The sequence below is a fragment of the Maribellus comscasis genome (genome assembly GCF_009762775.1).
Classification (GTDB): domain Bacteria; phylum Bacteroidota; class Bacteroidia; order Bacteroidales; family Prolixibacteraceae; genus Draconibacterium; species Draconibacterium comscasis.
Window position 1 is genome coordinate 1,010,152 of sequence record NZ_CP046401.1, and the last position, 19,811, is coordinate 1,029,962.

At 36.7% G+C, this 19,811-nt stretch carries 19 protein-coding genes; 12 read left to right on the forward strand and 7 right to left on the reverse strand.

Annotation, left to right across the window (positions count from 1 at the left end):
• Positions 1-324: 324 nt before the first annotated feature.
• Positions 325-969, reverse strand: a complete 645-nt coding sequence (locus GM418_RS04115) for a hypothetical protein (protein WP_158863428.1) — start codon at positions 967-969, stop codon at positions 325-327.
• Positions 970-1,203: 234 nt separating this feature from the next.
• On the reverse strand, positions 1,204-2,400 hold the full coding sequence (locus GM418_RS04120) for a hypothetical protein (protein WP_158863430.1): 1,197 nt from the start codon (positions 2,398-2,400) through the stop codon (positions 1,204-1,206).
• A 203-nt stretch (positions 2,401-2,603) separates the two neighbouring features.
• Between GM418_RS04120 and ruvX the strand changes: the two genes are divergently transcribed.
• From ruvX to GM418_RS04145, 5 genes are all read left to right on the forward strand, one after another.
• Positions 2,604-3,026 (forward strand): Holliday junction resolvase RuvX, encoded by a 423-nt coding sequence (gene ruvX, locus GM418_RS04125; RefSeq protein WP_158863432.1) that lies wholly within the window; start codon positions 2,604-2,606, stop codon positions 3,024-3,026.
• Between the two features lie 50 nt (positions 3,027-3,076).
• Positions 3,077-3,634 carry a peptide deformylase gene (gene def / locus GM418_RS04130; protein ID WP_158863434.1) on the forward strand — a complete coding sequence of 186 codons (558 nt, stop codon included), beginning with the start codon at positions 3,077-3,079 and terminating at the stop codon, positions 3,632-3,634.
• Positions 3,635-3,691: 57 nt separating this feature from the next.
• Positions 3,692-5,725: a ComEC/Rec2 family competence protein gene (locus tag GM418_RS04135; protein ID WP_158863436.1), complete on the forward strand. Its 2,034-nt coding sequence runs from the start codon at positions 3,692-3,694 to the stop codon at positions 5,723-5,725.
• A 185-nt stretch (positions 5,726-5,910) separates the two neighbouring features.
• Positions 5,911-7,245 (forward strand): Trk system potassium transporter TrkA, encoded by a 1,335-nt coding sequence (gene trkA, locus GM418_RS04140; RefSeq protein WP_158863438.1) that lies wholly within the window; start codon positions 5,911-5,913, stop codon positions 7,243-7,245.
• Positions 7,246-7,269: 24 nt separating this feature from the next.
• Positions 7,270-8,715: a TrkH family potassium uptake protein gene (locus GM418_RS04145; RefSeq protein ID WP_158863440.1), complete on the forward strand. Its 1,446-nt coding sequence runs from the start codon at positions 7,270-7,272 to the stop codon at positions 8,713-8,715.
• Between the two features lie 16 nt (positions 8,716-8,731).
• Here GM418_RS04145 and GM418_RS04150 read toward each other — a convergent pair whose 3' ends face one another.
• On the reverse strand, positions 8,732-9,346 hold the full coding sequence (locus GM418_RS04150) for an L-threonylcarbamoyladenylate synthase (RefSeq protein WP_158863442.1): 615 nt from the start codon (positions 9,344-9,346) through the stop codon (positions 8,732-8,734).
• Positions 9,347-9,472: 126 nt separating this feature from the next.
• On the opposite strand from GM418_RS04150, the gene mnmC2 reads away from it, so the two are divergent.
• From mnmC2 to GM418_RS04170, 4 genes are all read left to right on the forward strand, one after another.
• The gene (gene mnmC2 / locus GM418_RS04155; protein WP_158863444.1) at positions 9,473-10,141 is read left to right on the forward strand and encodes a tRNA (5-methylaminomethyl-2-thiouridine)(34)-methyltransferase MnmC2; all 669 of its coding nucleotides are present in this window, start codon (positions 9,473-9,475) and stop codon (positions 10,139-10,141) included.
• A 61-nt stretch (positions 10,142-10,202) separates the two neighbouring features.
• Positions 10,203-10,814 (forward strand): BamJ family beta-barrel-assembly machinery protein, encoded by a 612-nt coding sequence (gene bamJ, locus GM418_RS04160; RefSeq protein ID WP_158863446.1) that lies wholly within the window; start codon positions 10,203-10,205, stop codon positions 10,812-10,814.
• Positions 10,815-10,827: 13 nt separating this feature from the next.
• Positions 10,828-11,532 (forward strand): BamJ family beta-barrel-assembly machinery protein, encoded by a 705-nt coding sequence (gene bamJ, locus GM418_RS04165; protein WP_217447704.1) that lies wholly within the window; start codon positions 10,828-10,830, stop codon positions 11,530-11,532.
• A gap of 75 nt (positions 11,533-11,607) precedes the next feature.
• The gene (locus tag GM418_RS04170) at positions 11,608-11,976 is read left to right on the forward strand and encodes a DUF3127 domain-containing protein (protein ID WP_158863450.1); all 369 of its coding nucleotides are present in this window, start codon (positions 11,608-11,610) and stop codon (positions 11,974-11,976) included.
• 68 nt (positions 11,977-12,044) lie between these two features.
• Here the strand turns inward: GM418_RS04170 and yaaA are convergent, their stop codons facing one another.
• The 4 genes from yaaA to GM418_RS04190 form a co-directional block, all read right to left on the reverse strand.
• Positions 12,045-12,818, reverse strand: coding sequence for a peroxide stress protein YaaA (yaaA, locus tag GM418_RS04175; RefSeq protein ID WP_158863452.1), 774 nt, complete (start codon positions 12,816-12,818; stop codon positions 12,045-12,047).
• Between the two features lie 116 nt (positions 12,819-12,934).
• On the reverse strand, positions 12,935-13,369 hold the full coding sequence (locus GM418_RS04180; RefSeq protein WP_158863454.1) for a response regulator: 435 nt from the start codon (positions 13,367-13,369) through the stop codon (positions 12,935-12,937).
• 5 nt (positions 13,370-13,374) lie between these two features.
• Positions 13,375-14,829, reverse strand: coding sequence for a PAS domain-containing sensor histidine kinase (locus tag GM418_RS04185; RefSeq protein WP_158863456.1), 1,455 nt, complete (start codon positions 14,827-14,829; stop codon positions 13,375-13,377).
• A 207-nt stretch (positions 14,830-15,036) separates the two neighbouring features.
• Positions 15,037-17,391, reverse strand: a complete 2,355-nt coding sequence (locus GM418_RS04190) for an ammonia-forming cytochrome c nitrite reductase subunit c552 (RefSeq protein WP_158863458.1) — start codon at positions 17,389-17,391, stop codon at positions 15,037-15,039.
• 146 nt (positions 17,392-17,537) lie between these two features.
• On the opposite strand from GM418_RS04190, the gene GM418_RS04195 reads away from it, so the two are divergent.
• The 3 genes from GM418_RS04195 to GM418_RS04205 all read left to right on the forward strand — a co-directional run bounded on the left by GM418_RS04195 (position 17,538) and on the right by GM418_RS04205 (position 19,775).
• Positions 17,538-18,746, forward strand: coding sequence for an NAD(P)-dependent oxidoreductase (locus GM418_RS04195; RefSeq protein ID WP_158863460.1), 1,209 nt, complete (start codon positions 17,538-17,540; stop codon positions 18,744-18,746).
• Between the two features lie 90 nt (positions 18,747-18,836).
• Positions 18,837-19,265, forward strand: a complete 429-nt coding sequence (locus GM418_RS04200) for a DoxX family protein (RefSeq protein WP_217447705.1) — start codon at positions 18,837-18,839, stop codon at positions 19,263-19,265.
• Positions 19,266-19,292: 27 nt separating this feature from the next.
• Positions 19,293-19,775: a glutathione peroxidase gene (locus GM418_RS04205; protein WP_158863462.1), complete on the forward strand. Its 483-nt coding sequence runs from the start codon at positions 19,293-19,295 to the stop codon at positions 19,773-19,775.
• Positions 19,776-19,811 lie beyond the last annotated feature (36 nt).

Genomic DNA, 19,811 nt, shown 5'->3' on the forward strand with positions numbered 1-19,811 from the left:
ATTAACAATCCAATACACAAGAAATGAAGAACTTACAAAAAATAAAACTTTTGCATTAAGGAACTCTTTTAATAAAACAAAATAAAAACCAAACAATAAACCAAAAGAAATAAAGCCATAGATATGTGAAATTGGCATTGAGTTATTTAAGTTTATTGCCAGTATTAACGAACGTGCAAAAATTTCATTGATGGTACCAAAGCAAACAAAAAGAAATAAAATCTTTAAGGATTTGCTAAACCTTTTAAACTTAATTAATCCGGCAACAAATGGTAATAGTATTGGCGTCCAGTTAAAATAGTTAAATTTCACATCTTACCAAAACTATGTATTATAAATACTACGCTCATCACAAAATGGTGGACATAATCCTGCAACGTCAAAAACTTCTCCTGAACCATCATTTTTACTGGCCTCTTCCATAATCCCCGGATAAATCATTGTATTCAATACCTTAGAAACGCCAAAATCTATCTCAGCTTCTGTTTGACTTTGAGTTATAAATATTTCGTGTAATTCGAACTTGGTGAGCAGATAGGCATTAGGATATATATATTGTCTTACTTTTGCCTCTGCATCTTCAGCATCAATTTCCCCCGACCGCCATTTCCGGTATCTCCTGATACTGTCGATAACAGCCTGTGTGTTATTGGAATAATCCACATTCTTTTCCTCCAGTTTAAAAACCGGTGTTTCATAATCGGCATAAACATCGCCGCTTCCCAGCAAAAATGCTGAAACGGCAAATGCACACAATACATTTTTGCCATTTTGTTTTTCTTCCTCTAACGCCAGGTATATTCGAACCCGGTTTTCGTTCTCGCCGGCCAACTTTAAATAGGTATCCTTTTCAAGTATAATTCGGGGAACAACAAGGTTAAATGTTTTTTCTTTTTCTTCGTTAAAATTTTTTCTCCAGTTCCTTGCTTCAACTGGTGGAATTTGATCTCGCTTTAATTTTGAACTCATTGTATTTTCTAATTGGTTAAGTAAAAATAACTAAAATCTACCATTTGAAATCAGGTCTAAAAACATATTTATCTACAATTTAGTTAAATATGTTTATAAAATACAAATCAATTGTCTGGTATTTACATAATATATATAACGTAATAAGGCCGAGTTTATTTACACTTTTAAAATAAGGACAAAAAAAGACTACCGCAGAGGTAGCCTTTTTCAAAATTATAAACAAGAATTATATTAGTAGTAAAGGTCGTCTTCAAAATAATAGCCATCATTCCGGTAACCGTCATCAAAAGAGTAATATCTTTCGGGATAATGCACTAAACGAAAACCCAAATCTGTAAACTCAAAAAATAAATTACCGACCCTGAAGTAAAGATATCCATTAATATACACTCTTTCATATTCATGAGGCAAAGCATCAAAAACAACTCCAAAAGGCACATCCACCAAAACATATCCAATACCTCTGAAGAATCTGAAGAAATGCCCGTCGTAACAATAATACCTGTTATGGTTATATACAAATATGCTCGGACTGTAAACAAACCTGCGGATTACGTGACCATATACAGGATGGTGATAATAATGTCTGTGGTATCTGTATGAGTAAGGATTATATCCATGATAATAATCTCTCCAGCTATAGAAATTCCACCGATATCTTTCCCAACTTCTGTCCCAATGTTTGTGATTACTGTAATTATAGTTTTTGTAATACCCTCTATCTCTGTTGTTATAGTTCATATTACCTGGTCTTCTGCTTTTATTCCAAACCTGTTTGCTTCCTCTGTAATCTCTGTTTGGAGTGTATCTTTTGTCATTGGTATCCAGCCGGTATTTTTCGCGCGAATTTATTCCGGTTGTGCGACGCACATTATTATTATGTGTATTCCGTGTTGAATTAGAACGGTAAGTTGCACTCTTTTCTCTTCCCGACGGGCTGCGATCGTTTCTGTTTGATTTAACGGCAGAGGAAGAATTTCTATTTCTTTCAACCTGTCTGTTTACGCTACTGTTACGTTCTTTTCCAGCTTGAGTATTTCTCGCAGCATCCTTATATTTTGGAGAGCTATACCTTGAGTTGGTTGTGCCTCTGTTTGAAAATGATCTGTTTTCACGATTAATCTTCTGCTGTTGCGAACGACTTGATTTGTTTACACTGCTCCTTGAGATATCATTTGATTTTCTTGACGAATTTGAATTTCGGTTAACTGTACTTTTTGAAGCACTCTTTTTAGATTCAAATTTCCTGGAGTCCGATTGTTTTGTTGTTCTGCCACTGTTTCTTCTGCTATCGCTTTTTTGTACCCGCGTTTCGGTTTTGTTTGTCTTACTTTGCCGGCGTTGAGCTGTTGCAGGAATTGCTGTGCTTACTATAACTGCTGCCAGAGTAACCATCGTAGCAAGCAGTTTCATTTTATTTGTTTTCATGACTTTGTTTTTTAGTAAATACTACAACGTTTTTTGCTATGCTCTAATGGCGCCTTTATTCATATCGATATGTTATGAAATAAAGCAAAGCCTGTGCCAAAACATTTTTTAACATTTCGTTAAAAACACAAAACCCTCATCAATAAAGCCTTATAATCTGTTTTTTATTCTATAAAATCTATCTAATTTTACGCCGAAATATTATGGGAAGAATTTTAGCTATCGATTACGGAAGGAAAAGAGTGGGTATAGCAGTTACCGATCCGCAGCAAATAATTGCCAATCGTTTAACAACAATTGCAACACATACCATCTGGGAGTTTTTAAATAAATATTTTCAGAATGAAAAAGTTGACGGAGTTGTTGTCGGCTATCCGATGACACTGAACAACCAACCCTCGGAAGCTGTTAATTATATTAATCCTTTTTTAAAAAAATTCGAGAAAAAGTTTCCCGACATAAAACTGGAAACGTTTGACGAAAGATTTACTTCGAAAATGGCTTTTCAGACAATGATTGACGGAGGAGTAAAAAAACAAAAAAGAAGAGACAAAGCTATGGTTGATGCGATAAGCGCAACTATTATATTGCAAAACTATTTAGAGTACAAAAGAAATAAAATATAATTCCTTTTTTTCAGGTAATTATATTTGCACCAAATAAAAACAGAATTTAAATGAAATACCCGGTAACTGTATACGGCGATCCTTTATTAAGAAAAACGGCAAAAAATATTGACAAAGATTTTGAAGGATTAAACGAGATAATTGAAAATATGTGGGAAACCATGTATACCTCGGACGGAGTTGGTTTGGCAGCGCCACAGATTGGTAAATCCATTCGGATTTTTATTGTTGATGCCTCATCGGGAGCTGATGAAGAGCCGGAACTGGCCGATTTTAAAAAGGTATTTATTAATCCTGAAATAATTGAAACATACGGGGAAGAGTGGATTATGAATGAAGGTTGTCTCAGTTTGCCCGAGATAAGAGAAGATGTTTCAAGACCCGATAATGTGCGAATAAAATATTTTGACGAAAACTTTGTTGAACATGAAGAAACGTTTAAAGGATATGCGGGAAGGATTGTTCAACATGAGTACGATCATCTTGAAGGTAAATTATTTATAGACTATTTATCGCCATTAAAAAAAAGGTTGCTTAAAGGTAAACTTACAAATATTGCCCGCGGAAAGGTTCAGCCACACTACAGAATAAAAGCTCCTGTTAAATAAAACATAACCTTTTTTCAAAATTTCCGTTTGAAATAACAAATCCTTCAAACCGAAATTTTGGAACAAACAGTACAAAAAATTCCTTTTCTCCGATTGACCATTGCCCTGGCACTGGGAATAATGATTTGTGCGCAAGCTACAATCCCAACGCTGCTAATTCTTCCTGTAATAATTACCGTATTTTTTTCACTCATTTTTCTTCATAAAAATTATTCATTTAACCGCAGAACGTTATTTGGTATTTTAGTACACTTTCTATTTTTCTCTGTCGGCGTACTTACTTTTCATTTATATAATAAAAAACCAACATTTTATAAAGAGGGAAAATTTTGGGCAACCGTTTTTGAAACTCCTCAAGAAAAAGAAAATTCGTATAAATCAGTACTTTTAATACGCGCTTTTTCAAGCTCGGGAGATAATAAATACACCAAAACAAAGGAAAAAATTATTGTTTATTTTGAACCTAACAAAAGAATGTCATCGCTGTCTCCCGGAGATCAAATCATCTTTTCTCAATCACCTCAAATAATCCAAAACAACGGAAATCCGTTTGAATTTGATTATAAAAGCTACCTCGCGAGAAAAAAAATTTACCGACAAATTTATTTGCCGTCTGACGAATGGACAAAAACCAATTTGAAGCCAAAATTATCGTTAATTATTCTTGCTGAAAAAACACGCGATAAACTGCTAAAAAAGTACAGGGAGCAAAACATCGGAGAAAACGAATTTGAAATCCTGTCAGCCCTGACACTTGGTTACAAACGGGAACTCGACCCGGAAATCAAAAGAGTATTCTCTTCAGCGGGTGCCATGCATGTACTTGCTGTGTCGGGCCTGCATGTTGGCATTATATACTGGGTGCTTATCACTTCTCTGGGCTTTATCAAACGAAAAAAAACGGGTCGTTTACTTTTTGCCTTGCTTGCCATATTTTGCCTGTGGACATACGCTTTTGTTACCGGCCTGTCTCCATCGGTACTGAGAGCTACAACAATGTTCTCTTTTTTTGTTATAGGCGATAGTATCAAACGCAAAGGAAATATATACAATTCGCTGGCTGCTTCTGCCCTGTTTCTGTTATTAATAAACCCAAATAATTTATTCGAAGTTGGCTTTCAACTATCCTTCTCTGCGGTTTTTGGCATTGTGTACCTCCAACCAAAAATAAGTAGATTACTTCCAATTAAATATAAACTCCCTAACTATTTCTGGACACTTTTAACCGTATCGATTGCAGCTCAAATTGCCACTTTCCCCATTTCAACCTTTTATTTCAAAAAGTTTCCAAGCTACTTTTTTATTTCGAACCTCTTTGTTATACCGGCGGTTTTTATTTTAATTCCTCTGGGAATTATGCTTCTTATTTTTTCATCAATTCCAATACTTTCAAACAGTATCTCTTTAGCAGTTAACGGAGTATTGTATAGCGTTTATTTTCTGCTTAAAAAAATTGAGAATTTACCATTTGCTGTTCAGAAGATTTCGTTCACAACACCCGAACTTATTTTTGTTGTTACTATTTTAGTTTCATTCCTTTTAATCCTGAAAACGCCTCGCACGTTATATATCAAAATCACTTTAATATCAATTTTACTACTCGTTTGCAATTCTCTGATTCAAAATATTCAAACAAGAAACACAAATCAACTTATTGTATACAACAGTGGAGAAAATCTTATTTTACAACTTATCTCCGGCAAATCAAACTATGTAGTTTCGGACAAAGAAATACATGACGATGATTATGAAAAAACCCATATTGAGAATACCACAGTAAAAATGAATCTGAAGCCCGCGCTCTATTTAAATCCAAACAAAACATTTAAAAACGGAGAGTTATTTATCAAAAACGGACTTATATTCTTTAAAGGTAAAATTATTGCAGAAAACGAAAATGCAAATAAACTCCCTCCCAACATTATCGCCGACTTTGTCATAAATCCTGTTTATTTCACTAAAGAAAAACAAAACTACATCAACAAATCTTCAATTATTATTACAAACAAAAGATTTATTCCAAAAAGCAATCCCTTTTCAAATCAAATTTTCAATGTAACAAAACAAGGTGCTTACCAAAAAAAATGGTAACTTTTCACATTAAAAGAATATTTTTTTATATAATATTCGTCCATTATTTTCTGGAAATTTAGAACTTAATGGTTTATTTTGTCGCGGATTAGAAAAAGACAGAAAAAAAGACTCACAATCTGAAAAGAGATGGATAACAAAATAGTTTTTGGGAAGACTATTAAGATTGATAAAAAATTGTATTCATGAAAGTTGTAATTGCAGGTGCCGGAGAGGTTGGAACTCATTTAGCAAGAATGTTAAGTAACGAAAACCACGACATTGTTCTGTTGGACGACTCGCCCGAAAGATTATCAAAAATAAGCAGCGATGTTGATTTAATGACCGTTACCGGTTCCGCCCATTCCTTTCAGGATTTGAAACAAACAGGGCTGGCCAAAGCCGATCTGTTTATCGCGGTTACACCTTTCGAGGAACGCAATGTTCTCGCCTGTTCAATGGCTTCCTACCTTGGAGTTGCAAGAACGATAGCAAGGATTAATAATTCGGAATATTTACAGGAACGTTACCGTGCTAAACTCAACAACCTTGGAATTCACGAACTTATTTATCCTGAAAGTCTGGCTGCCAAAGAGATTGTTGCGTCGGTAAAACAAACCGGAACCCGACAAATGATTGAATTCTCGAATGGAAAATTAATTTTACTCGGAATAAAAGTAAGAGAAGGCGCTAAAATTCTAAATAAAACTTTTGAGGAACTGTCGCAGGAAAATGATCATATCCTGGTAGTTGCCATAAACCGTGGAAACGAGACACTTATTCCTAAAGGCACCGATTTTATTAAAGATGGCGACATTGTATTTTTTATCACCACGCGGGCCGAACAACAGCATGTATTTGATTTAACCGCGAAAAAAACTTTCGATGTAAAAAACATAATGTTCCTTGGCGGAAGCCGGATTGCACAAAAAGCAGTTGAAAAGCTGGGCGACCAGTACCGGATAAAAATAATTGAAATTAACCGCGAAAAATGCGAAAAAATTGCCGACCGCTTTGAAAATGCATTGGTAATTAATGGTGACGGTAGAAATCTGAATCTTCTCAAGGAAGAAGGAATTGAAAAAATGGATGCCTTTGTAGCCACAACCGGAAATTCGGAAACAAATATTTTAAACTGTCACCTTGCAAAATTCTTTGGAGTACGAAGAACAGTTGCCGAGGTTGAAAACCTGGCTTTTATGGGGCTGGCAGAAAATATGGACATAGGAACAATTGTAAATAAAAAACTGAATGCGGCAAGTTATATCTATCGTTTTACATTAAATGCTGAAATTTCGAAAGTAAAATGTCTGACTGCATCCGACGCCGAGGTTTTTGAATTTATTGCAAAACCCAATGCAAAAATTACACAACGCGCCATCAAATTTCTGGATTTTCCTGATGAAGCAAAAATCGGTGGGATAATTAGAGGAGACAAGGCTTTCATAGCCCACGGAGACAGTGAAATCAGGGAAGGCGATAAAGTAGTAGTATTTACACTCCCCTCCGGTATAAAAAAATTAGAGAAATTTTTTAAGTAGTTTTGGGAGAATTTTCGAAAACAAATGAATTTAAAGCTTATATTTCGTGTTCTTGGTTTTTTGTCGTTGGTAGAAGGAATTGCCATGTTACTTGCATTGGCTGTTTCAGTCGTTTTCGGAGAACATGATATTACAGCTTTTATTATTTCTTCAGGAATCTCAGTACTTGCAGGTGGACTAATTCTTTTACTTACAAAAAATGCTTCCCGTGATATTGGGAAGAGAGAAGGTTTTATTATCGTTTCATTTGCCTGGATTATCTTCTCGTTTTTTGGCAGCTTGCCATACATTTTTAGTGGCTCTATTCCAAACTTTACCGATGCTTTTTTTGAAACCATATCAGGTTTTACCACAACAGGCTCATCCATTTTAGCCGATATCGAAGCTTTACCACATGGGATTTTGTTCTGGAGAAGTTTAACCCAATGGCTTGGTGGAATGGGGATTATTGTTTTATCGCTGGCCATATTACCCGTTTTTGGAATTGGTGGAATGCAGCTTTTTATGGCAGAAGTTCCCGGGCCAACACCCGACAAAATTAGTCCCCGTATACGTCAAACAGCTAAAACACTTTGGATCATATACCTTGGTTTTACCGTTGCTGAAACACTTTTACTATGGATTGGCGGAATGACGTTTTACGACGCAATCTGTCATTCATTTACAACAATGGCAACAGGTGGTTTTTCAACCAAACAAGCCAGCATTGCACATTGGAATTCTCCTTTTATACAATATATCATTGTCCTTTTTATGTTCTTTGCCGGAACAAATTTCACATTGTCGTATATTGCTTTAAAAGGGAAAGTAGGCAGAGTGCTCAAAGATGAAGAATTTAAATATTACAGTCTTTTTATCCTGGGATTTACAGCTGTTATCTTTTTAGGACTGGTATTAAGCACTTCCTTAGGTGTAGAGCAGGCTTTCAGAGACGCTCTTTTCCAGGTTGTTTCAATAATTACTACCACAGGTTTTGCCACGTCCGATTACCTGCTTTGGCCTCCGATACTTACAATCTTGATCTTTGTTTTGTTCTTTTTTGGAGGGTCGGCAGGTTCAACAGGCGGAGGAATAAAAATAATGCGTATTGTAATATTGTTTAAAAACAGCTATTATGAACTGCGCAGGATGATTCATCCAAAAGCCGTCATACCCGTAAAATTTAACAAGCATTCCGTAGATGCCAAAATTGTTACCAATGTTCTGGCGTTTTTTATGCTTTACTTTATTATTTTCGGTTTTAGTGTGGTAATCTTTACATTTATTGAACCTGATTTGGATTCAGCAATGGGAGCAGTTGCCACTTGTTTGGGAAATATCGGGCCTGGTCTGGGACGTGTTGGTCCGGCTGAAAATTTTGCTCATGTTGCTCCTGCCGGCAAATGGTTCCTCTCTTTTTTAATGCTTCTTGGAAGACTGGAATTGTTTACTGTTTTGGTTTTATTCTCGCCCACTTTCTGGAAGGAATAAAAATCAGCGCGGGGTTTTAGAACTCCAAAACCCCTTTCCCTTCACGTAAAATTACAAGTTCGTTCTGCGAACAATCAACAATAGTGGAAGGCACCAGCTCTCCGTATCCACCGTCAATTACAGCATCAACTATGTCTTTGTATTTTTCATAAATAAGTTCCGGATCGGTTGTGTATTCCAATATCTCATCCTCATCGTAAATCGAGGTTGAAACAATTGGATTGCCCAGTTCGCTTACTATTTCATGAATAATATTATTAGCGGGAACCCTGATTCCGACTGTCTTTTTCTTTCCCTTAAAATATTTTGGTACGTTGTTATTTGCTTCCAGAATAAAGGTAAAAGGCCCCGGAAGATTTTTTTTCATCAATTTGAAAACAGTGTTTGAAATTGGTCTTGTGTAATCGGATAAATGACTCAGGTCACTGCAAATAAATGAAAAGTTAGCTTTTTCAATTTTAACTCCTTTTATCCGTGCTACCTTGTCAACTGCTTTATTGTTTGTAATGTCACACCCTAATCCGTACACCGTATCTGTTGGATATATAATAATCCCTCCATCGCGCAAAATATCTACAATTTTTCGCACTTCCCTCGGATTTGGATTTTCATCATATAATTTTACAAACATGCTTATTTAATTGAACTAAAAATATTGTGACCACACGAAACAATTCACTCAGCAGTTTTCCTAAATTTGCGGCGTAAAAATAGTTTTTTTGAACGAATTCATGGCTAAATTCGTCTTTTAATAAAAATGAAACACCAAATAATAGAAACGGCCGATGGCTCAAAAACCATATATATTCCGGGTATAGACGAACAGTACCATTCTGTAAATGGAGCACTTACAGAGTCGAATTATGTTTATATTGAAAAGGGCTACTCTTTTTGTAAAAAAGGATCTCCTGTGGTTTTTGAAGTTGGTTTTGGTACCGGATTAAATTGTATTTTAACTGCTATTGAAGCAGAAAGGCAAAAAAAAGTAACCCATTATTACAGTATAGATAATTTTCCGTTGGACAAGCTTACTTTGGAGCAACTCGACCACAAATCCTTATTTTCAGAAAAAGAGAAAGCTATTTTCAAAAAAATACACGCCTGCGAGTGGGATAAATTAATCCCTGTGTCTGAATATTTTTATCTGAATAAGATACAAACGGATATCCGTAAATTTAATGTGTCCCTACTTAAAAAATTTGATGTGGTTTATTTTGATGCATTTGGCCCCGATAAGCAACCTGAAATGTGGACCCAACAAATATTTGATTCCATTTATCGCCAGTGTTCGGAAGAAGCCATTTTTGTAACCTACAGTGCAAAAGGCGAAATAAGGCGGAACTTAGCTCAAATTGGTTATGTAATGGAAAGGCTTCCCGGCCCGCCAGGGAAAAAACAAATGCTACGCGGAATAAAAAAAGATTAAAAGTTTAATTGCCAAAAAATTACGTTATCTTCGCAACTCTTAAACAAAAAAAGGAATTTTAATGACAGAAAAAAAGATTAAAGGAGAATTAGAACAGTTTAGTTATGCGTTAGGAATGAGTGTTGCCGGAAACCTGATCAATTCAGGGGTGACAACCATTAATCCGGAAATATTTTTAGAAGCTTTAAAAGATACTTTTTCGGGTGCTGAGCCCAAATTAACGGTTGAAGAAGCCAACCATGTTCTTGAAAATTTTATGGCTCAAACCGGCCAGGAACAAGGAAGTGAAAATCTTGAAAAAGGGAAGCAATTTTTGGCTGAAAACGCGAAAGAAAATGGGGTAACGGAACTGCCAAGCGGACTACAGTATAAAATTCTAAATGAAGGAGAAGGAAATATTCCAACCGCAAAAGACCAGGTAAAATGTCACTACCACGGAACACTTATTGACGGAACGGTTTTCGACAGTTCGGTTCAAAGAGGACAACCAGCTGTTTTCCCTGTTAATGGAGTAATAAAAGGTTGGGTTGAAGCACTTCAACTGATGTCAACCGGTTCCAAATGGCGTCTTTTTATTCCTCCGTCGCTGGCATACGGAGAAAGAGGGGCTGGTGGGGCAATCGGTCCTAATGCTACCTTGATTTTTGATGTTGAACTATTGGAAATCGTTTAATTTAATGATAATCATGAGAAACAAAATTATTTATCTTTTGGCAATCGTATTGGGAATTGCCGGAACATCATGTCAGCAAAACGGGGCTGTACAAAATGCGAAACTGGAAACCTCGGCAGATTCAGCAAGCTACGCTATTGGCTTTTTGGTTGGAGCAAACAATAAACAACAACTTGAATCAGCACCGGGTGGCGATGAAATGAATATTGAAACAATGGCTACAGCCTTTCGTACAGCTTCTCTTGGTGAAGAAGGAGTGATAACTGAAGAAGAGGCAAACGAAATTGTTCGTAAGTTTTTCACATCAGCCGGGGAGAAAGAAGCTCAGTCAAACCTGGAAGAAGGAAATGCATTTCTGGAACAAAATAAATCACGCGAAGGTGTCCAGGTAACTGAAAGTGGACTCCAGTATGAAGTTTTAACAGAAGGAACAGGAGACAAACCAGCTGCAGAAGATCAGGTACGTGTTCATTATCATGGAACACTAATCGACGGAACTGTTTTTGACAGCTCTGTTGAAGATGGAGAGCCTGCTGTTTTCAGAGTAAACCAGGTAATTCCGGGATGGACTGAAGCCCTTCAGTTAATGCCTGTTGGCTCAAAATGGAAAATTTATCTCCCTGCCAACCTTGCATACGGAGAACGTAGTGCAGGTGCTGACATCGGTCCAAATTCAGCATTAATTTTCGAAGTGGAATTACTTGAAATAGTAAAATAAGAAACGTTAATTTCTTTTGAATAAAAACCCTTTGTAATATTTTTTTGCAAAGGGTTTCTTTTTTATTTTCGCTTTATGAGTTTACAGGTAAAAGGAAAAGTACAACAGATATTAAAAGCCGAATCGGGTGTAAGCCGCGCAGGCAAAGAGTGGAAAAAACAAGAGTTTGTAATTGAAACCGATGAACAATTCCCCAGAAAGGTTTGCTTCACACTTTTTAATGATAAAACTTCATTAATTGAAGGACTATCGACAGGTGAGGAAATTGAGGTTTCTTTTAATGTTGAATCGAGGGAATATAACGGTAGGTGGTTTCACAACATTAATGCATGGAAAATTGAAAAACCGGCTTCTGAGAATTTACCGGAACCTCCGCCGGAATTCTCTGTTGGAGATATTCCACCGGAACCGGCAGATGACGAAACAAATGATTTGCCTTTTTAAAATATTGAGTTGATTGTACACGACCAATAATACGGCCATTTGCTTTTTCCAAACCAGCAAATGGCTTTTTACTCCTTATCCCGTGTGAAAACAGGGTTACCTGGTTTCGACAAATCAGGATTAAATAGGTACCCTTCGTAATCAAACACCTGCAGGTTTTCAGGTTCAGTAATATCGTTATCCAGAATAAAACGAGTCATGAATCCGCGGGCTTTCTTCGCAAAAAACGAAATCATTTTATACTGTCCGTTTTTTAAATCTTTAAATTCAGGAGTGATTATTTCCCCTTTAAATTTCTTCTTGTCAATACTTTTGAAATATTCGTTTGAAGCAAGATTTATTAAAAAATCAGTTCCGGATTCCGCAAGGGCTTCATTTATTTTTTTGGTAATAATTGGATTCCAAAAAGAGTACAAATCATTTGATTTGTAATATTTTAACTTTGTCCCCATCTCCAAACGATAAGCCTGAATTAAATCCAATGGTTTTAGCACTCCATATAGTCCCGAAAGTATTCGCATCCTTTTTTGCGCCAATTCCAATTTTTCTTCAGCGAGTGTAGCAGCACTCAATCCTTGATAAACATCGCCATTAAAAGCAAGTACCGCCTGTTTAGCATTTTCTGTATTAAACGGGAGATTCCAGTTTTGATACCGTTGATAATTCAGTTCACCCAAATCTTTAGAAATATTCATTAATCTGGATAATTGCCCGGGGCTCATTTTTTTTAGCTTTCCGATTAATTTCTCAGATTGCTCCAAAAGATCGGGGATGCTATAACTCGTGACAGTGGCAGGTGTTTCAAAATCTAGTGATTTTGCCGGTGATACAACTATTAACATGACTTTTTCTGACTTTTTTTATGTTTATCAAAAATAACAGAAAAAGTGTAAATTAGTTTATCAAAACAGTTACAAACCAAACAAAATATAATGACACAACTATCCTTAAAAACGAATCAAATCTCAACAGGATAAAACTTAGAAATTATTTCCTCCAGTTTTCCCAAGGTAAGAGGCTTATAGATATAAGCGGGAAGTTCATATTTTTCGAGTGCCGTATTTACATCATCATCGTTGTTACTCGATGTCAGCATGGCAATTACGATGTCGGCTTTCTGGCTACTATCAAGTTTGTTATATTCTTCTATAAACTCCCAGCCATTCATCCTCGGCATGTTAATGTCAAGAAATATTAACCCGGGTTTTGGAAATCCATTGTTACTACTGTACTTTCCGGTAGATGTAAGATACTCCAGGGCAATTTCTCCATTTAAGGCTACCTCTATATGAACATCGATCCCGCTTTTTTTTATAAGCACCTTATTCAAATAATTTGTAACCTCATCATCATCAACCAATAATATACAATTCAATCCTTTAAACTTTTTCATTTTTACTACTTTAAGGGGATGAAAAAATAAAATGTACTACCTTTTTCGGGTTCGGATTCTACCCAAATTTTACCATCATGTAATTCTACAATCTTCCGGCAGTGTGCTAATCCGACTCCGATACCTTCATATTCATTGCGCCCATGCAATCGTTGAAATATGACGAAAATTCTTTCCTGTTGATTTTTCGGGATACCAATACCATTATCGCGAACGACAAACTCCCATCCATTTTCAACTTTTTGTGCCGATATTTCAATCTTTGGTTTTCTATCTTTTGAACGATATTTTATCGCGTTACTAATCAGGTTTTGGAACAATGAATGTACTTCAACCTCAAGTGCAGCTATTACAGGAAGTCGTTTTACATTGATTTCAGCTCCCGAATTTTTCACCAGCAATTCAAGATCATTAACAACAATTGCCACAATCTCATTAAAATCGACTATTCCAAATTCAGAGTTCTTTCCAAGCCTTGCATAGTCGAGCAATCCTTTAACAAGATCTTTCATACGGGAGGAAGACTTAGCTATAAAGTCCATTCGCTTTAACATTTCAGCGTCCATCTTTCCGGCATCTTCTTCCAGTAACAAGCCAATTAAACTCGTAATTGAATTCAATGGCTCCCTTAAATCATGTGAGGCTATAAAAGAAAATTGTTCCAATTCCTTATTTTTTGCTTCAATTCTTTTTGTATACAATCGTATGGCCTCTTCGTTCTTTTTCCGCTCGGTTATATCGATTATCGAAGCCAAAACAAACTGAGACTCGTTTTTTTCCAGTGGATTCAAACCTATTTCAATAGGAATCTCAGTTCCGTCTTTCCGAAGACCAAATAAGTCTCTTCCAACTCCCATTGGCCGGGCCTGAGGTTTTGCATAAAATTTATCGCGAAGCTGAGGATGATACTGTTTTAATTTTCCGGGAACCAGTAGTTCCACTTTTTGTCCAACTAATTCATCTCTTTCATATCCAAAAAGAATTTCGGTTTGCTTGTTAACCATAACAATTGTACCTGAATAATCGGCTAAAATCATAGCATTTGGAGCCGATTCCACTACCAGACGAAATTGTTCGTTCGCTTTTTTTCTTTCTGTGATATCTATTATTGCCGCTAAAACAAGCGTTCCTTCAACTGTAACGATAGGATTTAAGCCTATCTCTACAGGAAATTCAACATTATCTTTTTTTAAGGCGTACAAATCTCTGTTCTCTCCCATTTGCCTTGTAACCGGATTAGTAAAATAGTCTTTTAGCAAATCAGGGTGGTGTGAACGATATTTTTGAGGCAACAGAATACTAAGATCCCGGCCTATTAGTTCATTTTTATTATATAAAAATAATTTTTCTGCATAACTGTTTAAATACGCTATTTTTCCATAACTGTTGACCAATACAAGCGAAATTGGAGAAGCTTCAACCATTAGCTGGAAGCTTAATTCTTTATGTTTTACATTCAAGGTGTTTGTAATTTGGCAATAAAGATAGAAATGTCTTTTATTTTTTCAAACCTTTATTTTATAAAAAATATCACATTCAGAGAAAAGACGGATAATCTACAACCATACTCCGTATTGTTGAAATAAAAATAACAATAAGTATATCGTTTTTAAAATGGAGATAATCAAATTTCGGGAGCCTGAAATTTCTATTTGTCTTCTCAAAATCTACATACTTTGCTGAATAGATGCTATCGCCTGCCGAATTCCGGCTTTGTCCTGATCTGAGACACCTTCTGTTTTTAAAGTTTTCTCATACAGTTTGATTGCATCCTGTTTTTTGCCATCGCGCAGATAAATCTCAGCAAGAAAACTCACAGCTGTATAGTAAAGGGGATTTTTATCGAGCAATGTTTTTAATGTAGTAACGGCCTGCTTTTTATTATTATTTTCCATCTGATAATAAGCCAAAGTATAAGCATACTTGGGCTCATCGGGTCGCGCATCAGCAGCGATTTTCGCGTATTGAAGAGCAGCATTCAAATCACGCGGTGCAGTTATAACACTTAGGTTGTATGCGGCAACTGCTTGCTCAGGATTTACCTTAAGTGCATTTTTTAATGCTTTTTCTGCTTCACCCATTTTGCCTTTTTCAGCTAGTAAAAGTCCAAGATTCAGGTTAGCTGCCTCATTCTCCGGATCCACCTCAACGGCTTTTTTCAAATTCTCCTCAGCCTTTTCGGTATTACCAACGTATGAATACAATACACTGCTATTGATTAGAGGCATCATCGATTCAGGATATAACCGGGCAGCTGTTTCGTAGGAGTTGAGCGCCTCATCAACATTTCCCTTGTTTTGATAATAAATTCCAAGGTTGTAGTGATTGCTCCAATTGTCCAACCGCGAAGTCATTGATGTTACATATTCCTTTTCAGTTTTTTGAACTATCGACAACTCTTCTGCAGTAAAACTATTTTCAGGAAATGTTAATATGGCATTTACAGCCTGAATACGCACTAATCGAATTTCATCTTCGCATGCTTTTAGCAATGCGTCTTTTACTTTCGCTGTTTGAATTCCTCCCAAACCACCAGCTGCTGATGACCGAACCAACTCTGATTTGTTATTAAGAGCTTCCAGCAATATGTTTATTTTTGAGTCGAGCGTACAATTCGCAAGCAAACGAATTAAAGAATTGGCAACCACCTCATTGGTCTCTGAATCAGCAATGTATTTATACATTTTATCTACGTTGGTCCAGTCGTTGTCCCGGGCTTCTTTAATTAGCTGTGCCCATTTTAATGTTTCTTCCTGGTAATTACCGTTAGGGCGAGCTTTAACAATTTTATTCGCCCATTCGGGTGACTTATCAGTGTGGCACTGATTACACGCGTTTGGTGAACCAAACTGAATTGTTGCCTCCGGCATCGGTGGTCGAAATGAATGGTCGCTACGAAGAAAACGCCCAACAAATTGTCTTTTGGGCATGTGACAACTCAAACAAGTAAGCCCGTCTTCCTTTTTATGCCCTGTATGCGCCTGAATATTTTCAGCTTTATCAGTATGACATTGTAAACATGAGTTGTCAGGATTATCCTTGTTCCTGTCCCGACCGCTTGATGTATGGCATGTCACACAATTCAAATCGCTTCCTTCTAAACAAGGATTCATCTTCCATCCGGTCAGGGTATAATTTTCGCCAAGTGAACGACCGTCGGGATAAAAATCAAGATCTTCGAGTGTTGTAAGATTATAATTGTCAAAATATTTATCACCAGGCATATAGCTTGGCGTTATCGGGTTCATTTTTGAATGACAGGTCGCACAGGCATCTGTATTCTGCTCGGGGGTAAAAGTACTGGTAACAATTAAACCAATGTCTTTTGCCTCTTCTCCTTCTTTTAAATTTTTAAAAATGCGAATATGTTCACCTCCCGGCCCATGACAAGTTTCACAGTTTATACCTGCTTCTCGCCAGGTAGTGTGATAGGTTTCGGTTGACAAATCAAAATTGCTACTCAATTGGCTGATATGACAACTGTAACACCCCGTATTAAAAGCGTACATGGCATCCTTCCACGGCAAAGCCTCGTCTTCCGGGTATTCATCGCCAAAATGACGAACGCCGGATTCGGGGTAATTAAACCATGTTTTACCGTTCGCGTCATAAGCCAAAGGTATATTCTGTAGTTTACCCTTTTCAAATGGCGTTAAAAAACAGTAGACATTGTGACCTCCCATGGCCCACAAAACTTCATAAGTTTTAATTAACTTATCTCCATCTTTTTCATACAGCATCATTGTTGAATCCCGAAATTCGACGGTAAACATATGACCTTCCACTTCGATAGGCTGACTGTCGGGCAACCGATGTTTTGCAATAAAACCTGAATTAACCGGCATCATTGCCTGACCGTGATAGGAAGGCTGCCAGAGTTTATAAAACTTGTCGTGACATTCGATACAGCTTTCCGAACCTGAATATTCGCCAGCAACTTGAGAACTGTTCCGCTGTGTGCATGAATATGTAAAAATTACCAATACGGTAGCAACAATTAGATTTATCCCTCTTCCCAACATATCATTCAATTTATATATGCAAATATTAGTATTATTTAACTAAGAATGAATAAAATTTATTTGTCTTTTTAAATTAACAGAAAATTTCAAGTTTGATTGTTATTAATGGATGAACTATATTTATCGATAATTACAAATTAATATTTATGAGAGTTGGAATTCTCAGTGAAAGCAAAACTCCACCCGACAAAAGAGTTCCTTTAACACCCGCACAATGTATTGAGGTTCAAGACAAATTTCCTCATGTAAAAATAATCGTGCAGCCAAGTCCGGTGCGAAGTTTTAAAGATGAAGAATACAGATTACTTGGAATTCATTTACAGGAGGATTTAAGTGAATGTGACATTTTACTTGGCGTAAAAGAAGTTCGGATTGAAGATTTTATTCCGGGAAAGATTTACCTTTTCTTTTCACATACCATAAAAAAACAGGGATACAACCGTAAATTGCTACAAACCGTGTTGGAGAAAAATATCCAGTTGGTTGATTACGAGGTCCTGACAAACAAAGAAGGATTCCGAATTATTGGCTTTGGGCGATTTGCAGGCTTGGTTGGAGCTTACAGTGGATTGCGTGCTTTTGGGCTTCGCAATCAGGCTTTTGATATAAAACCGGCACACCTTTGTGCTGATTTAGGAGAAATGTTGACCATCCTCGATTCAGTAAAACTGCCACCGATAAAAATTGCAGTAACCGGCGATGGCCGTGTGGCTCAAGGTGTTCTCGAAATTCTGAATCATATGAAAATAATGCGTGTTTCACCGGAAGCCTATTTGAAGGAAACCAAAATTCAACAACCGGTTTTTACTCAATTGCTTCCTGTAAATTATGCAAAACGAAAAGACGGTGAGCGTTCCGAGTTGATGCACTTTTTTAATCACCCGGAAATGTACGAAAATGCATTTCTTCCTTTTGCTAAAGTTACCGATATTTTGGTCGCTGCTGCCTTTTGGGATCCGAAAGCGCCGGTACTTTTTACTGCGGATGACATGAAACAGCCCGATTTCAAAATCAGTGTTATTTCTGATATTACCTGCGATATTGAAGGCTCAATTCCCTCCACAAAAAAGGCGGCAACCATTAACGAACCGTTTTATGATTATAATCCAGAAACGGGAGAATTGGAAGAGCCCTTTAATTCTGCAAAAAATGTAACGGTGCAGGCAGTAGATAATTTGCCCTGCGAACTTCCCAAAGATGCCTCGCTCGACTTTGGCAGAAATCTAATTGATAAAGTATTTCCAAGTCTTTTCAATGAAGATGCTGATAAAATTATTGAACGCGCCTCCATAACGAAAGACGGAAAATTAACCGAGCGTTTTGCTTATTTGCAGGACTTTGCCAAGGGCAAATAACTTCAATCTCAGATTTAAATAAACATTAACTCCTTCAAAAAAATAAATACATCGCTTGCGATATAAATTAATTTTATTCATATTTGTATCGTGAACGATATAATCGGAAAAGATAAAATGAATTCAAGAAATATTTTCAGAATCGTATTAGGTTTATTATTAGCCTTTTCAGGAACAGGACATTTAACATGGTCGAGGGTGGAATTTTTGGCACAAGTTCCGCCGTGGGTTCCTTTAAATCCTGATTTAACTGTTGTTCTTTCAGGAGTTGCAGAAATCACGCTTGGATTGGCGCTCATTTTTCTTTGGAAATGGAAAACCCTGGTTGGATGGGCAACCGCGATATTTTTCATTTTAATATTTCCTGGAAATATTTCGCAATATGTTAACGGAGTTGATGGTTTCGGGCTCGACACCGACAAAGCCCGCCTAATCAGATTGTTTTTTCAGCCATTGCTGGTTCTGTGGTCATTATGGGCAACCGGCGCCTGGAAAGCATGGAAAAACAGAAACAAATAGAGTTTAAAACACAAAACAATACAAATCATGGAAACAAATTTTTATCAATTCTCAGCAAAAAGTCTCCAGGGAAACGAAATAAACATGGAAGACTACAAAGGAAAAACAGTTTTAGTAGTGAATACAGCAAGTAAATGCGGGCTGACTCCGCAATACGAAGGATTGGAAAAACTGTACGAAAAATACAAAGACAAAGGACTGGTGATTCTTGGGTTTCCTTGCAACCAGTTTGCCAATCAGGAACCCGGCGACGAAAAATCAATTTCGGAAGGATGCCTTATCAATTACGGAGTAACTTTCCCGATGTTTTCGAAAGTGGATGTGAATGGCGAAACTGCGCATCCTATTTTTAAATATTTGAAAAGCGAATTGACCGGAACTTTGGGAAGCAAAATCAAATGGAACTTTACCAAGTTTCTTGTTGACAAAGACGGGAAACCGGTAAAACGTTTTGCACCAACTACAAAGCCCGAAAAAATAGACACCTATCTGGAAAGTTTTTTGAATTAATTGAACAATGTTTAGTAAGTCGGGTATATTTTTGTA